Consider the following 15,607-nt stretch of genomic DNA (forward strand, 5'->3'; position numbering starts at 1 on the left):
TTTTTAAATTCCCACTAATTCTGTATGATCAGAAGCTGTGATCATATTTTTTATGAAAGAGCTTCGCTGCAAGGAATGCTCCTCCCTTTTTTAACCAGTTGACTGTCTCAATGTGTACACAGGACAGTTCCTGAATCTGGTATCTGGGAATGGTTCCTGATGTGATCTGATAATCAAGCCACACGTTAAAAATGAGCTCTGCAATTCTTCCAATGTAGCGCCCCTGATATGCATTCAGGTTGTTTTGAGGACATCTGGATTCAACCTCTGAAAGTATGCTAAAAAGCCACTCACAGTATTTATCAAGGATATCCTTGCGCATTATCATCATATTAAACATATGTCCTGAGGTCTGTGTCATAACCTTCTCAAATGATTCCACATACTCCGGATACATGTCCTTTATCACCTTACCTGTCTCATCAAGCTGCTCCACATAGTGGGTATGAGCATAATGTGACTGCAAGGTCTCTATATAATATTTTCTCTTTTTAGGTACTATAATACAATTCTTTGCCAGAAGACGCTTGATTTCTTCTCCGCCTATAATTCTGTTGAACGGATCCTCTTCACCCCTTGTCTCAGGTGAAGCAAAATATCTTCTGTAGTGAACTAAACCAATATAATCAGCCTTCAGATTCTTCCAAGCCCAGTAGAGGCCTGTAAGCTCACAATAGCTGCTGTTTTTCAGTGAAATATTGTCCCCCGTATTGTCCTTTTCATAAGGTGTGCTCGCAGCCTTCTTCATAGCCGCTCCCACCTGTAAAGGCATGTACACCGGATCACTTGGCATTCTGTATTTTTTTGTAGTTGCTATAATGATCTTAATATCGGGCATCTGCCGCATCCTTCTTCATACAATAATCAATAACTAAATGTCTATTTTACCGCATTTTGCCATCTTTGTCCACGAGCACCCATGAAGGCCAGTATTCATGCATAAGACTCGGGTCTACAGGCTGATTATTTCGCATCGTAAGTGTCCTTACAAGCTTCTTGTCTTTTCTGCGGTTAAGTCTGGCTCCCCAAAACGAAAATGTTGAATTGGCACAGATATTCCCCATGCAATGACTCATCAACTGGATATCCAGCAGTGAGTGCTTTCCTGTGTTGTGTTCAACAATCGTGTATCTTCCGGGATCCGCATACTTCTGTCTTGCGTAATCAGGATCGTTTGTAAAAATATAAAAGTGCGTATCGGGATCAAGTGCCCTGAAATATTCCATTGCACTCTCATAATACTCCTCAGTTGCAATATTACCGAAAAGAGCCGCATTTTCAGGATCAAGATAATCCCCTCTTCTGATGTGAACGCTTACACTGGGAATATTCTCCATCTCATTCATAAGGTTCATATTTTTTATATTTATCTCAGGGTCGGGATGTGTAGGAAAAACAAACAAATCCTGAAGTTCTTCCATGATATCATCATAATATTTCTGGCATGCAAAGTATCCTTCTATATATTTATCCTTAAGCTCAAATATTTCGGGATGATACATGCAGCTCTCAGAAAATCTTTTGCTCGCAGAAGGAACCAGCTTTTCCATTACCTTCCTTGCAACGCCCCTATCAAGGAAATATGCCCTCTCTTCATCAGTGCAAACGGGAAGCGGCAGATTTGGGAAATAAGAAAGTTCTAAATCCCTCTTTGCAAGAACCCCGTCCTGGGTGGTCTTATTGAACCATGATGTATCAAGTTTTACATTCTTATCAGCACCGGCTTTTTTTAGTTTCCTGTACATTGCGTACTGCTGCATCTGATTTCCCAGTCCGCCGGCAATCTGTATTATTAGCATTAAACAAGCTCCTTTATAAGACGCGCGTTTTCTACAGCACGCTTTTTATATTCAGGCATTATCTCCTGTAATCTCTTTCTTATATCATCCTCGTTCTCAAGAATAAAGCGAAAGGCCTCTGCAAGGTCATCATCCGTCTCAAGCTTTTGAACGGGAACCACATATTTCTCATCTGTCCCGAAAAGATCCGTTGCAATCCCCCGTGACTTAACGGAATACCCTAAAACAAGGGTAGGTACGCAGGTTGAATAGGCTGCTATTGTGGAATGAGTCCTTGCGCCGATAAAAATTCTGCAGGCGCTTATTATGCCTTTTAATTCCTCAGCGGAAGCATCGCGCCCAAGAATAACCCTGCCTGTATCCTTGAATTCTTCATAAAGCTTCTGAAGCGGCTCTCTATCATCATTGCTCCTCCAGACCACATGCGGAATAAGAGCAACCTTTGCTCCCTCAATATTTTCAAGAATATACTTTATAAGATTTCTGTAATTGTTCATGGTTATTCCGGGTCTTGATTCTTTTCCCTGAACCATGGGACTTACATTTAATCCTATAGTATTGTCTTTGACAAACCCTTGAGGAAGTCCGCTTTTCTTAACAGGAAGTACAAAAGCAGGGTCCGGGCAGAGCTTTACCTTCTCAGCAGGTATTCCGCCCTTTAGCATTCCCTCGTAGGATATAGACTCTCTAACTGTTATAAGGTCAAACTTCATAAGATCGTCTTTAAGTGATGCAACCGTATCCGGTTCAACAGAGCATCCCATAAGAACAGAGGACATACTCTTTTCCAAAAAAGCTTCATGCGCAAGCTTTAAGTCATTTACCATTTCGGGATAGCAGTAATTGTCTCCGCCTATAGATACGGCAATCGGCCTTTTATATGAACCTGCTTTTTTCAGCACATCCTTAAACTGATATCTCAAAAAAGATACCGCATCACCGGTAAGTTTTCTGTAAACATAATACAAAATATGAGGAATAAGGTCATTTGCGATTATTCTCTCCTGAACAATCTCACACTCGTTCTTTTTTACCCTCTCTCCAAGTCCGTACATCATATCCTGCTCCCGGCTGTTGGAAATTATCACAGGGGGTATATAGTTTTCGTTTGCACATATGGAAGTCAGCGCCTCAAGGGTGGCATCAGCTATTGCCTCACATCCATGATTGCCGCTTCCTGCGTGCATATAAAATAAAAGTTGTCGATCCATTATCAATCCTCATCAAAGGCATCAGGGTCTATTCCCGAAACTGTCTTAAAGCCATAGTAATTTGCTATCATCTGGTTGTTCCAATTTTGCCAATCCTCAGTGACGTCGCATTCAAAGGCTGCCGAATACCTGTTATCAAATTGCTCGTGAAGCATGGGAATCTCAACATCCTCAGCGCCTTCCTCTGCTTTTGATTCAAGATAATCAAAGCGTCTTGTCTCATCACGATATATTCTGGCGAGATTTGCCCCGTTTTCTATGTAAGAAAATGCCATGTAAATAAGCAGCGCAGCTACAGTTCCCAGCTTTAAAGTCTTTAGGATGACATGACTGTCTTCTCCCCTGCTTCCCGTATTAATACATGCATAGCCCTGAACTATCGCCACCGTTAAAAATATCCCTGCTCCGAAATACGCCCTGACCTGAGGTGTTACCGTCAAAATGAGGCTGTATGCCGTTGCAAAAAATATAAATGTAAACAGTATCATTTCCTTAAGCGCTTCAAAGTTTCTGCCCTGCACCTTCAGGAAAATAAAGATAACAGTAAGAACTATCAGCATGACCATAAACTCTTCCTTGAGCGTCAGCGTTATTTTTAAAAATCTTGCAGCAAGCGCCAAAATCCCCGTATTGGATTCTTCCATATACTGAACTCTTATCTTATTTCCGGGTGCAAGTACCATTATTCCAAGTCCGAGCGCAGTACCTATGGCAGCAGAAATAGTCCATGTAAACACCTTTTTATAATAGGCAATAAGAATCAGCATCATAAGGAAAAGTCCGCCGCTGGTATTTTCATTGCACCATCCGGATACAACTCCCAGAAGAAAAAATCCCACGCATCTTACACCAGCATTTTTCCCCACATCCATAACTCCTGAGATACTGCTTCTGTATGCTCTTCTGTAGAGCGTGATCATTGTCATTACAATCGTTGTTGTAAAAAGATAGTTACATGCTCCTGTTTCCCACAGAACTGTCTGCCCAAAGGATATCCCTGTCAGCCATATAAGAAGTACGGACAGAATGTAATTTTTAACGTTATAATGAATATTTGTATCCGCATTTAAATATATAAGCAGAGTCAGTACCGTAAACACCGCCGACGAAATAAGATTAAAGAACACTCTTCCGCCAAAGGTATGCATATCAATAAACATGCATATTCTAAGCATTATATGAGCAACAGACCTACCGGTCCATGTCATATACTGGTTATGCTCCTGGGAAAACAGTTCAAAAAAGTTCCCCGCACTCTGAACCTCCTTACCATAGGACAAGTCATCCATAAGCATGGGGGTAAGCATCTCATATATAAAAATTGTAATAAAGCATATTAAAACCGAAAACAGAAACAGTTTTTTTCTTGTGTTTTCTTCTTTTATCATCTCTTTTTCCATTGTCCGTATAATTTGATGTAGAGTCCCGGGCTGCATGAAAATATTGCCACCTTTATCTTGTAGCCAAAAGAAAGGCGTCCGTAGGCACCGGCAACACCCATTGCCCTTTTTATCTCATCCTTTGCAAATAAAACAACCTTATCCTTCATGGCTCCGGAAAGAGCCCCGTCCCTATTTTCGCTCATATAATAGGATTTAGCAAATTTTGATACAACAAGAAGAGCTGCCATGGTCTTAATTACAGCAAACCTGACGTTTGCTTCAGAGGAAATCCCATGTTTCATTTTAGAGATACGCTCCTCTGCTATGTCCCAACACTTTATCTGGTCAAGATATGAGGGCTTAAACTGCGTAAGCATAGCACCACTGTCATTATAATTATATTTATATCCATCGCCCTCTATCAGGCTTATACATTTTCTGTCACATACCTTTATCAGAGCATCCAGCAAAAAAAGCATGTCCTCCCCGATAGTTAAGCCCTCGGGAAATCTGATCTTCTTTCCATCATCAAGCAGTTCTCTTAAGAAAAGCTTTCCCCATACATGAGTATCTTCGGAAAGTATGCCGTCCTCTATGTATCTGTGCCCGGTAACAGGCTCAGCTGAGCTTATTTTTCCATCCATTATAACAATTGATGAAGCGTTCCTTAGTGCCGACTCCAAAAGGTCTGAAATATAATGATCACCTACAAGATCATCAGCATCAACAAAAGCGATATATCGTCCACAGGAATTCTCTATTCCGATATTCCTTGCTTTTGATACACCGCCGTTTTTTACATGAAAAACCCTTAAATACTGGATATTATCACTTAATCTGTCGCAGATTTCTCCCGTAGAGTCGGTGGAACCGTCATCAACGATGACTATTTCCATTATATCACTGCAATCTGCTGCCATATCCTTTACATAATCGGATATTTTCTGAGCACACACTGACTTAACACAGTCCTCAATGTAATCCTGTGCCCGGTAAGCCGGTATTATAACACTGACCATAGGTTTTCCCATGATTGTATTCATTAATGTGCCCCCGCAGTTACTCTGTCAAAACTTTTTATGATCATCCGAAGTATCAGTATCACAAGCGCATTCGGATGCTTCATACCAAAATATACCAGTTTGTTGGACTTCTCAGACACCGTAACAGGTGTCCTTCTTATTACGTCCGCAACTTCCCCCTCAGCGAATATGCTTCTTACTATCCCGGTAATCTTCGGAGTATCTATCCGAAGTACATTCTTCATAACAACAAAAAGCAGTCTTACATATTCCCTGTCCATTTGCTGCTTAGCATTCGCTACACCCTTCTTTTCCATGATATCAAGGAAAACATGATAATCCAACTTAATATTTTCAAGAAGCCTCTTATCATATCCGTGAGCCATGGAATCGCCTACCGTCCTGTAGTGATAAAAGTAACCGCCCTTAACAATAGTAACCCTGTCTGCATCCAGAATGCACGGAAGCATGATATTGACGTCCTCTCCCATCCTTATATCAAAATTCAGATACTGAAGATTATCCAATATCAGCTCACGGGTGATAAGCTTCATGCACCTGGACATTATTATTGGTCTGTTTTCTTCCCCGAGAAGCCTTGTCCTTATTTCGGAAAGTTTTTCCTTTTCATAAACTCCCGGTGCGATTGGGTGTGCAACTTTTCTTTTCTCGTTCTTTTTTTCGATTATATAGTTACTACTGATTATCTCTCTGATTCCCGGGTCACCACTTACATATTTCAATAGTTTCTCAACCATATCCGTATCTACCCAGTCATCACCGTCAACAAAAAGAGCATAACGGCCTGTTGCAGCCTTTATGCCCTCACTCCATGCAGACATCAGGCCACCGTTTTTCTTATGAATAACACGAATGCGCTCATCCTTTGCTGCATATTCATCGCAGAGCTTCTCACTTCCATCGCTCGCACCATCATCCACAAGAATAATCTCTATATCCTTATATGTTTGATTTATTACGCTTTCAATGCAGTCGACCAGATATTCCCTGATATTATAGACAGTAATAATAACGCTGACCTCTCTGTTTGCCATATTTAGCGTGCTCCTCTGCCAAAAAGAACAACTCCTACAGTTTTAATAAGTATTCTCACGTCAAGTCCGAGTGACCAGTTATCGATATACTGAAGATCCAGCTTAACAACATCATCAAAGTCATCAATGTCGCTTCGGCCGCTAATCTGCCACATTCCGGTAAGTCCAGGTGTCATACTGATTCTTCTTCTGTAATACTGATTATACTTCTCGAACTCATCCTCCGTCGGTGGTCTTGTTCCTACAAGACTCATATCTCCCTTAAATATGTTCAGGAACTGCGGAAGCTCATCAATACTCGTCTTTCTGATAAATGCTCCCACCTTGGTGATTCTGGGATCATCCTTCATCTTGAACATAAGACCGTTCATCTCATTCTGATCTTCAAGCTTACGCTTTACTTCCTCCGCATCAGTTCTCATGCTTCGGAATTTATAAATCTTGAATCTTCTGCCGTTTCTTCCGATACGAACCTGTGAAAAGAAAACAGGGCCGGGAGAATCAAGCTTGATAGCAAGTGCCACAAAGGGAGTAACTATTCCCGTAAATACGAGTCCGACAGCCGCACCTATAATATCCATAAGCCTCTTGATCATAAGTGCTCTGTATCTCTCTGTTCCGTGAATATAAGAGATAACAGAATAGGTTGCAAGGTTGCCAACCGAAGTGCTTCCCGCAATGTTCGGGAGCTCAACGCAGTAATGAACCGTCACACCCATGTCACCAAAAGCTGCGATCGTCTCATTTAAAGCCTTCTGACTTATATTGGGAGTATAAATAAATATCTCATCAACAGGATAGGAGGTCACGGTATCGATAATATTGTCTCTGTTGGCAATAACCTTAACACCTCTTATCTCCTCGCCTGACATATCCTCGTCAAGGCATACAGCACCCTCAATTGAATAGTTGAACTCAAGTCTGTGCTGAAGATGTCTTATGGTAGGCATCATCATCTCTTTTTCCGAAACGACAAGGAGTTTTATTGCAGCGTCTCCGTTTTGCCAGTGGTTTTTGAGAATAACCTTTACCAGTTGATGAAACGTCAGCATCAAAATCGCATTGATAATTATAAAATAGAACATAACCAGACGGGAGAACTGCTCAGCCAGCTTAAGTATATAAGCGACAGCAATTGTACCAAGGATGAGTACCAGTTCAAATCTTGCTACAGCAGTTCCCTCCTTCCAGATGGTCCTCTTTAAAAAACCTCTGTTGGAATCGATTGTGAATGTATATATCGTACATACCAGAATCATCAGAACGCAGATATAAAAGTGCATGTATTTATCCTGCATATCCCTGAAGTTCCAGAATCTGATATACGTCGCGAGCACGAATGAAATAATTATGGATATAATGTCCACTATCCATAACGTATAATTAACCAGATATTTTGTTTTTCCTTGCACTGTATTCCTCCCATCTGTCTGACAACAGATATACCCCGGCGATGGGAAGCAGATAATTTCTTCCAATAAAGGATGAAACGAAGCTTGCTTCAACCAGAGTAAATAAACTTACAGAGATTATCATGATCATAACTCCGTAATCTCTGTTCTGATATAGCCTGTATATCAGATAGATAATAACCATAAGGATAAGTATGGCAGGTATTATTCCATACCAGTAAAAAAGCCTGACCCATCCCATATCAAAAAAAGCATTCCCACTAAACTCATCCCCCCACAGACTCCAAGTCTGCAATGAGCCCTTATGGGATTTTGTATCGTAATAAAGTGACTGAATCCGTCCTGTCAGGAGCCTGTCAAGCTTGTGATAAAACGGGTAATCATCATTTCTGGCATATTCGCTGATAGCCGCAGCCCATACAGAAAAAGAAATACATGCTCCCAAAGTCAGAATTCCGGCAATATAGAGAAGCTTTGTATTCTTCAGCGGCTCAAATTCATAGACAAGATAAGCAAGAACGATTGTAAAAATCGTAAGCGCCGTACCTGTCCTTGAATATGTCAGAAAATATATAAGCACATTAAATACAAGTGCGGCTAACATTATAACATTTCTTCTTAATTTATCAAAATCTTTTATAAGATATATAAGCAGAACTGTTACTGAAAAAATGACGCTCTGCAGTGTGTTAGGGTGACCGAAGCCAAAGGTATATCTGACCTCATCCCCCACTTCTCTTCCGTAGTCATAAACAAGCTTTACATCTCCCGCAATCCCAAGCACGGAAGCTGCCACAATGACCACAAGTCCCGCCAGAGTGACGGCAAAAATATACTTAAGCATCTTCAAAAGATCAGCATCCTTGCAGGCGATGACAAATAACGAAAATCTAAGCAGATCGTTATTCCCTGTCACCTTATAACCTATGACACTCACAATTCCCACTATGGCAATAACAATCCACTGTTTCAAGGAATAATGCGTCAGCAAAAGAGCAAGTACGGTAAAAGCAAAGCTGATCCTGAAAATCTGCTTGGGGCTTGAAAGCGGAAGAGTACTCCTCTCGTATATCATCAGGAATAATTCTATCGTAAGCGCTGCATATAGAAATATATTACGTAGCTTGGTGATAAATGATTTTTCCATCAAGTGTAGTCTCCACGATTTTTTCATCCCTTACTTCATAGATCATGTCACATTTCTCAATAGTGTTAAGTCTATGAGCAATGATTATCATCGTCTTCTTGCCGTGGAAGCTGTTTATTGCCTCCATGACTGCTGCCTCAGTCTCATTGTCAAGAGCACTGGTAGCCTCATCAAATACCAGTATCTCAGGATTGTGATAAAGAGCTCTTGCGATACCAATTCTCTGTCTCTGACCACCGGAAAGTCTGACTCCCCGGTCACCGATCCTGGTATCAAGCCCCTCGGGAAGAGATCTTATGAAGTCAGCAAGCTGTGCTTCCTCACATACCTGCCATATTCTCTCTTCATCTATTTCATCTGCATCAATACCAAAAGCAATGTTATCTCTTATTGACTCATCTATAAGATAAATACTTTGCGGAATATATCCTATCTGAGCAAGCCATGACTCATAATTACTGAAAATATTGGCTCCGTCGCAAAGGATTTCTCCGCTCTTAGCATGCAAAAGTCCAAGCAGGATATCAACTACAGTTGATTTACCTGCACCTGAAGATCCCATGATTCCGACAGATTTACCCTTGGGAACAACCATGTCCGCACCTGTGAAAATGTTCTTCTCAGCATCCGGATATGCAAAGGTTATACCCTTAAGCTCTATCTTATCCTCAAGCTTTAATGCAGGGCCCGCAATCGCCATTCTCTCAGCAGCCATCTTTTTATCTGACTTCATTGATTCTGTCAGATTGTCATATACAAAGTTAAGGCTCGGCTCCTCGTAAGCAATCTCGGTGATGTAAGTATTAATTCTGTAGGCACTTGGCATAAGTCTGACTGCTGCCACACCAAAAGCCATAAGCTGTGTTACAAGGAGCTTCGGATCTCCGCCCTCTGCAACATAGATCATGATAAATCCGAAAACTGCTGCCATAAACACAGTCTCAATGATAGGTCTCGGAGTATTGTTTAATACGGTATACCTTACATCAGTAGCTGCACCCAGCTTACCTGATTCATAGTAATTTCTTATGAAAAAGTCTTCTCTGTTAAGTACCTTAACCTCTTTAAGACCGTAAATAGCCTGAATTCTCCACTTCGCTATTCTTGAACTGATGCTCTGATTTTTACGTCCAACTTCGTTCATCTTGGGCTTAATTATCTTGGTTATCGGAATAGTAATAACCACCAGAACAACAATTATAAGAAGTGCCATCTTCCAGCTTGTATATATGAGGTAAAGTCCCAAAAATGTTGAAACCACAAGCTCTGTGCAAAGATTCAAAAGTGCCAGCATAAGTGAAAACATCTTCGGTATATCGCCATCTGTTATACGAAATACTGTAGGTATATCCGCTCCGAGATAGTCTTCGTAAGGTCTGTTCAAAAACTCTCTCATAACACGGGAAATCATGTCATTTCTCGTTGTCGATATAAATCTGTTCTGTACATAAACAAGAACTACAAGATATATGTTCTTTACAACATATACAAAAATCAGAAGTCCCATGATAGCGCAAATTCTTTTGGTATCAGTATCTATCCCCATAGAATTTGCAATACCTGTGATAAGCGGAAACTTTGCCATTCCCTTTTGCAATGCCTCGGGATCAAGAATTACGTCAAATACCGGCATAAGCATTCCGACACCCAGAGTCTCAAAAAGTCCTCCGAGAATGATCATGAAACCGAGAATGACAAGCTGTCTCTTCTGTCTTTTGTCAAAAATATAATTTATCTTAGTAAGGAGCTTTAAGCCTTCAGCCTTATTCTCCTTGGGATTACTCAAACTCATAAATCTTCCTTTAATCTAATCAGATACGCGTCATGCGCTCAGTATATATATCATCCATAGGCTTATTATTTAGCCACTTTTTGGGCACAATAACAGTCTTGTCCGGCGAATCGTTCATCCATGCACTCCACCAGCTGTAGCTGGAATTTGCAAGAATATGATGCTTGCAAAGGCTCATCAGCAGCATGTCTGCAGCGTCCTCATTCTCCTCACCCGTATCTACAATACGGAATTTCTTTCCGGAAACATTCTCCTCGCACCACTCCTTATCAGCGGTAAACACATAGAAAATAGCACCGGGATGCTCAGCCACCATAAGGTCAATAGCTCTCTTATAGTAGTCCGTATCGCAGATGCCGCCATAGGTCTCTATTGCACCGGGAAGAAGATAATCACCTCTTCTGACATGAATGCTGACTGATTCCGTCTCCCAAATTTGTCTGTAAAGCTCCCAGCTCTCCTCTTTCGTAAAGACTTCTCCGGGGTTTATCACAAACTCCTTGCGAAGCTGAGCTATTACATTTTTATCACTGAAATATTTATCACTCTGGAAATATCCGTTAAGATATGCATCCTCCAGCTCGAATACCTTTGGATCAAAGATACCTGTCTTTTCCTCGTATTCCTTAGTTCTACGTCCAAAAATCTTCCTTCGGATTCTGCTGAAGATATCCAAATATGAATCCGTGATATCAATAACCTCGGCATCTGAAGCCATGTCATAGGTTATCCCGAACATATCCTCCAAAACCGGATCTCGCTGCGGATCATCACGAAAGCCGTAGAAATTATCGATTTTTACTTCCTTCCCCAACGCTTTCAGCTGAAGATACAGGGCATACTGAAACATCTGGTTACCCAGTCCGCCCATCATTCTGATTATTATCATACAACCCCCTGATTGTTACTTAACATAAAAATGATCATAAATAAAACGATGCTCCAAAAACTTCTGCATACGCTTTTTAACCTTAGGATCAGCAATCCTGCAGCCAAAAATATTATCAAAATCATCCCGGCATTTCTCAAGAGTTGCCGTTATGTCTTCAAGATATTTGCTCTTATCTCCCATCTTATCAAGCTTCGCCTCCGAATAATAGTCAAGAAGCCTCGTGTACATAAGATAGTCCTCAGTATATGCAAGGTCATCCCTTTCTATCCTTGAAAGATAATTTCTGACCGCTTTGCATGTCGGAATCCACTCTGAAAAAATGCAGAAAAATCCCTCCTGAGCCTTTAAGCTGTCCTTTCTGTCTATTATATAATGATAAAGTGGGGTGTCAACGAACACCGCTTTTCCCACATCATTCATAATTTCAAGGGAAAAAAGCCTGTCCTCAAAAAACATGACAGCAGGAAATCTTTTTTCTTTCAGAAGACTTTTATGATAAAGCCTGTTCCATACCATATTTTTAAAGGGCAAACCTTCCTTATCTTCAATGCAGGCAGTTATCATATCATCACTCTTTACATAATATATATTGCCTGCCCGCATATCCTCGGTAAGAGGATGAATCTGTGCAGGCTCTACATCATTATTTGTATAATAATCGCATATGGCAAGCTTGCAGCTGGACTCTAAAATGGCACTCATCATATACTCGTATGCGTAGCTCTCCACATAATCATCGCCATCAAGAAAAGCTATATACTCTCCCTTTGCCATATCGATCGCATGATTTCTGGCAGTTCCGGGGCCAAGATTCGATTGGTGCACAACTCTTAGCCTTTTTTCCTGAGTCAGGTAGTAGTCGCAGATAGTCGCAGTCTTATCCCTTGAACCGTCATCTATGATCAGAATATCCAGGTTCGAGTAGGTCTGTGCCATGACAGATTCGATGCATCTGGATATATATCTTTCAACGTTATAACAGGTTATGGCTACCGTTATTAATGGCTGTTTTTCCTTTGGTATGCCGTTAAAGTAATAATGACTAAGATCTCCCATATATACTCCGTTTTTCAAAAAACATTACAATTGTACCTGTATAATTCCATAATCATATTTATGGATTTGTTAACCTAAGTGTGTTTTCTCGTTCATCTTTAATCAATGAGACAGCGCACTATGGTCAGTCTACAAGACTGTTATAATCATAGTTTCCGAGAAGCAGTTTTTCTGTCATCAAGTAATCTATAGCATTTTCCTTAGTTATTCTGTCGGACGTTGTAAACATATCCGTCTCCTCATAACCGTTTTCATACATAATTATGGTATCAAGGATAAAACTGTTTACACCCGCATCATAATGCGCCTGATCTCTGTATCTTGAAAGATCAGCCGTAATGTCCGTATGCGTGGTAAAGCTGTAAATATGTATATTATCACATTCAAGCATCTGATTTATGGCCGCTTCCTTATAAGCAAGTATATTATCAAGCTGCCCTTCTTCATAGAGATTTCCCCAGTATACCATGGAATATGGCGGAAAAAAGCATATAAACTTTGTCTCCGGATGCATTCTCGCAAGCGAAACCACATTCTGCTCAATGTTGTCATGAAGTGTTTTCATAGCCTCCGTGTCAGATCCCGGATATTCTATGGCTTCAGGCTCCTTAAATCTCTTTTTTCCCAAAAGGACATAGTCTTTACCATACTGATTATCATTATCGGTATAGCTGTAATCATCAAAGCTTGTAACGCCGGGTGTCTTTCCCTGCAGAGGTGATACAAGAGCAGGGATTGCATATCTTAAAAGAACATCCTTATTAAGCAAATATTTCACATCATCTATCGGGTTGTCATTTGTTAGCCAGTAGGGATACTCTCCCATATCGTCCCTAAGCTCATCCTTATCTCTTACAAGAAGCGTGTAGTCAAGCGGTCTTAATATATATTCAGGATTATGTCCGCTCTCATAGGACACCTTCAGATTATCGTTGATTTCCTTGTAAGTCGCTCCGGAATAAACTACCTTTACAGTCTTGCAATATAGTCCCTCTTCAAACTGACTTGCTTTAAAGTTCTCGCACATAGAGGTACCCGTAATAATTGCTTCGTAATCAAAATTCCTTGTTATTCCGTCATTTTGTGATCTCTGGTCATACAACTTGTAAAAGAGCTTCCCGTTCGGAGCTCTGTAATGGAAAAAAGGGTCCACAAAATACACCACCCCCGCTATTAGGGCCAGTGTGGCAATCGTTAATATCAAAATAGCTTTAAACCACTTTTTTCCGGTCATTAATAATCCTCAACGCAATAAATAAAAGATAAAACAAACTGCTTCATTGCAATAGGTTATCGCAATTAAAAATTAAAGTACAAGAAAGTTGAAATCGAACTCATTGACACAATGCAGGCGACAAGTATCACCCAGGTAAACAAAAGTGATGCCGCATTTGTCTTATATTTTCTCTCATAATTATTCTCACAGCAAAGGCATACGACAAAAGCTGCAAGAAGGGCCAGTACACATCCTGTCATAAGCACATTATGATCAGAGCTTGGAAGGTGCAAAAACTCCAATACATACTTGAATTTAGGGATTCTGAAGCCCTCGATAAGGTCTGATCTGACATCCAGATTAACCACGAAAAATCTCTTTATTATCTGAACAAACTGTGTCACGCTCTCGCCTCTGAACATGATCCATGACACACACAAAAACTCAAAGGTCACAAACCAGCTGACAGCTTTTATTATGCCTTTGAAAACAAATCCCAGAGGAAGCTTTCCAGCTGCCTCGACAGTTTTTACATATGCTCCGTGAGTCAGCTTGTTGATGCACTGCACGATTCCGTGAGAAATACCCCACAAAATAAAAGTCCAGTTTGCACCGTGCCATATTCCGCTCACCAGGAATACGATGAGAGTGTTTATGTAGGTCCTTACCTTGCCTTTTCTGTTGCCACCCAAAGGTATATAAACATAGGTCGTAAGGAATCTTGTCAGTGTAAGATGCCATCTCTTCCAGAATTCAGCTATTGATATAGCCTTAAAGGGCGAGTTGAAATTCATCGGAATATCGAAATTAAACATCGCACCCAGTCCAGTTGCCATATCGCTGTAACCGCTGAAATCAAAATAGAGCTGGAAGGCATAGGATGTCATAACAATGAAAATCTCAGGAATTGTCAGTGCGCCTTCACCCGCAGGTATAAGCGCAGCCTGAGCATAACCGTAATCCACAGCTTTTCCGAACATATCCGCAATAAGCATCTTTTTTCCAAGACCTCTGGTAAACATCATGATACCGCGGCTTAAATTATCAAAGTTTATGCTGTGTTTCTTCTTGTCTCTAAACTGAGGAATAAGCTCTGAGTGAAGTACGATCGGGCCTGCCACAAGCTGGGGAAAATACGATACAAACAGCGCATATTCAAGGAATGAGTAATCTCCCGTTTCTCCTCTGTATGCGTCAACCACAAAGGAAATCTGCTGGAATGTAAAAAAGCTTATTCCAAGAGGAAGAACAATATGCTTTAAATTGAAATCCGTCTTAAATACGGTGTTAACATTCTGTATGAAAAAATCGTAATACTTAAAGTAAAAAATCAGTCCAACGTTAAAAATGATTCCAAGTATTAAAATTGCTTTTTTCCTGCCATCTCCTGCGTTCTCCCCTGTCTTTTGCATTGCTTTTGACAAGGTGAAATTGACCGCAATACTGCTGCAGATTATCAAAAGGTAATAGGGGTTAAAGTACCCGTAGAACCATAATGACATGGCAAGAAGCGAAAAGAGCGCCGTCTTCTGCCTTCCAACTTTATGAAACATAAAGTACATAATAAGCGAAAGCGGCAAAAAGCACAGTATGAAAATATATGAATTAAATTGCATTCGCCGG

The 15,607-nt window shown here is 40.6% G+C and carries 13 protein-coding genes; all 13 read right to left on the reverse strand.

From position 1 onward, the window contains the following. Positions 1–28 precede the first annotated feature (28 nt). Entirely contained in the window at positions 29–838 is an 810-nt protein-coding gene (locus tag BV60_RS0114600) for a DUF4422 domain-containing protein (protein ID WP_035777279.1), read from the reverse strand. Positions 839–884: 46 nt separating this feature from the next. Further along, the gene (locus BV60_RS0114605; RefSeq protein WP_029322900.1) at positions 885–1,799 is read right to left on the reverse strand and encodes an alpha-1,2-fucosyltransferase; all 915 of its coding nucleotides are present in this window, start codon (positions 1,797–1,799) and stop codon (positions 885–887) included. Next, on the reverse strand, positions 1,799–3,010 hold the full coding sequence (locus BV60_RS0114610) for a polysaccharide pyruvyl transferase family protein (protein WP_029322902.1): 1,212 nt from the start codon (positions 3,008–3,010) through the stop codon (positions 1,799–1,801). The genes BV60_RS0114605 and BV60_RS0114610 overlap by 1 nt, the downstream gene beginning before the upstream one ends. Before the next feature lie 2 nt (positions 3,011–3,012). Next, positions 3,013–4,410 carry a DUF3329 domain-containing protein gene (locus BV60_RS0114615; RefSeq protein WP_197029573.1) on the reverse strand — a complete coding sequence of 466 codons (1,398 nt, stop codon included), beginning with the start codon at positions 4,408–4,410 and terminating at the stop codon, positions 3,013–3,015. Continuing rightward, on the reverse strand, positions 4,395–5,435 hold the full coding sequence (locus BV60_RS22180; RefSeq protein ID WP_029322906.1) for a glycosyltransferase family 2 protein: 1,041 nt from the start codon (positions 5,433–5,435) through the stop codon (positions 4,395–4,397). The genes BV60_RS0114615 and BV60_RS22180 overlap by 16 nt, the downstream gene beginning before the upstream one ends. Continuing rightward, entirely contained in the window at positions 5,435–6,469 is a 1,035-nt protein-coding gene (locus BV60_RS22185; RefSeq protein ID WP_029322908.1) for a glycosyltransferase family 2 protein, read from the reverse strand. The genes BV60_RS22180 and BV60_RS22185 overlap by 1 nt, the downstream gene beginning before the upstream one ends. A 2-nt stretch (positions 6,470–6,471) precedes the next feature. Beyond that, positions 6,472–7,881, reverse strand: a complete 1,410-nt coding sequence (locus BV60_RS0114630; protein WP_029322910.1) for a sugar transferase — start codon at positions 7,879–7,881, stop codon at positions 6,472–6,474. Further along, a complete protein-coding gene (locus tag BV60_RS0114635) occupies positions 7,853–9,028 on the reverse strand; it encodes a hypothetical protein (RefSeq protein ID WP_029322911.1) in 1,176 nt (391 codons plus the stop codon). Before BV60_RS0114635 ends, BV60_RS0114630 begins: the two co-directional genes overlap by 29 nt. Beyond that, complete coding sequence (locus BV60_RS0114640) at positions 8,997–10,820, reverse strand: ABC transporter ATP-binding protein (protein WP_051656768.1); 1,824 nt, start codon at positions 10,818–10,820, stop codon at positions 8,997–8,999. The genes BV60_RS0114635 and BV60_RS0114640 overlap by 32 nt, the downstream gene beginning before the upstream one ends. A gap of 19 nt (positions 10,821–10,839) precedes the next feature. After that, a complete protein-coding gene (locus tag BV60_RS0114645; protein WP_029322914.1) occupies positions 10,840–11,709 on the reverse strand; it encodes an alpha-1,2-fucosyltransferase in 870 nt (289 codons plus the stop codon). Between the two features lie 15 nt (positions 11,710–11,724). Further along, a complete protein-coding gene (locus tag BV60_RS22190) occupies positions 11,725–12,768 on the reverse strand; it encodes a glycosyltransferase family 2 protein (RefSeq protein WP_029322915.1) in 1,044 nt (347 codons plus the stop codon). Positions 12,769–12,892: 124 nt separating this feature from the next. Continuing rightward, positions 12,893–14,002 carry a hypothetical protein gene (locus BV60_RS0114655; RefSeq protein WP_029322916.1) on the reverse strand — a complete coding sequence of 370 codons (1,110 nt, stop codon included), beginning with the start codon at positions 14,000–14,002 and terminating at the stop codon, positions 12,893–12,895. A gap of 65 nt (positions 14,003–14,067) precedes the next feature. Beyond that, positions 14,068–15,600: an MBOAT family O-acyltransferase gene (locus BV60_RS0114660; protein WP_029322919.1), complete on the reverse strand. Its 1,533-nt coding sequence runs from the start codon at positions 15,598–15,600 to the stop codon at positions 14,068–14,070. Positions 15,601–15,607 lie beyond the last annotated feature (7 nt).

The sequence above is a fragment of the Butyrivibrio sp. AE3004 genome, from assembly GCF_000703165.1.
GTDB lineage: Bacteria > Bacillota > Clostridia > Lachnospirales > Lachnospiraceae > Butyrivibrio.

Bases quoted from the DNA above. Each gene is read 5' to 3' on its own strand.
- BV60_RS0114660 (WP_029322919.1), bottom strand. From the start codon at position 15,600: ATGCAATTTAATTCATATATTTTCATACTGTGCTTTTTGCCGCTTTCG.
- BV60_RS0114655 (WP_029322916.1), bottom strand. From the start codon at position 14,002: ATGACCGGAAAAAAGTGGTTTAAAGCTATTTTGATATTAACGATTGCC.
- BV60_RS0114645 (WP_029322914.1), bottom strand. From the start codon at position 11,709: ATGATAATAATCAGAATGATGGGCGGACTGGGTAACCAGATGTTTCAG.
- BV60_RS0114605 (WP_029322900.1), bottom strand. From the start codon at position 1,799: ATGCTAATAATACAGATTGCCGGCGGACTGGGAAATCAGATGCAGCAG.
- BV60_RS0114615 (WP_197029573.1), bottom strand. From the start codon at position 4,410: ATGGAAAAAGAGATGATAAAAGAAGAAAACACAAGAAAAAAACTGTTT.
- BV60_RS0114640 (WP_051656768.1), bottom strand. From the start codon at position 10,820: ATGAGTTTGAGTAATCCCAAGGAGAATAAGGCTGAAGGCTTAAAGCTC.
- BV60_RS22180 (WP_029322906.1), bottom strand. From the start codon at position 5,435: ATGAATACAATCATGGGAAAACCTATGGTCAGTGTTATAATACCGGCT.
- BV60_RS0114610 (WP_029322902.1), bottom strand. From the start codon at position 3,010: ATGGATCGACAACTTTTATTTTATATGCACGCAGGAAGCGGCAATCAT.
- BV60_RS22190 (WP_029322915.1), bottom strand. From the start codon at position 12,768: ATGGGAGATCTTAGTCATTATTACTTTAACGGCATACCAAAGGAAAAA.
- BV60_RS0114635 (WP_029322911.1), bottom strand. From the start codon at position 9,028: ATGGAAAAATCATTTATCACCAAGCTACGTAATATATTTCTATATGCA.
- BV60_RS0114600 (WP_035777279.1), bottom strand. From the start codon at position 838: ATGCCCGATATTAAGATCATTATAGCAACTACAAAAAAATACAGAATG.
- BV60_RS22185 (WP_029322908.1), bottom strand. From the start codon at position 6,469: ATGGCAAACAGAGAGGTCAGCGTTATTATTACTGTCTATAATATCAGG.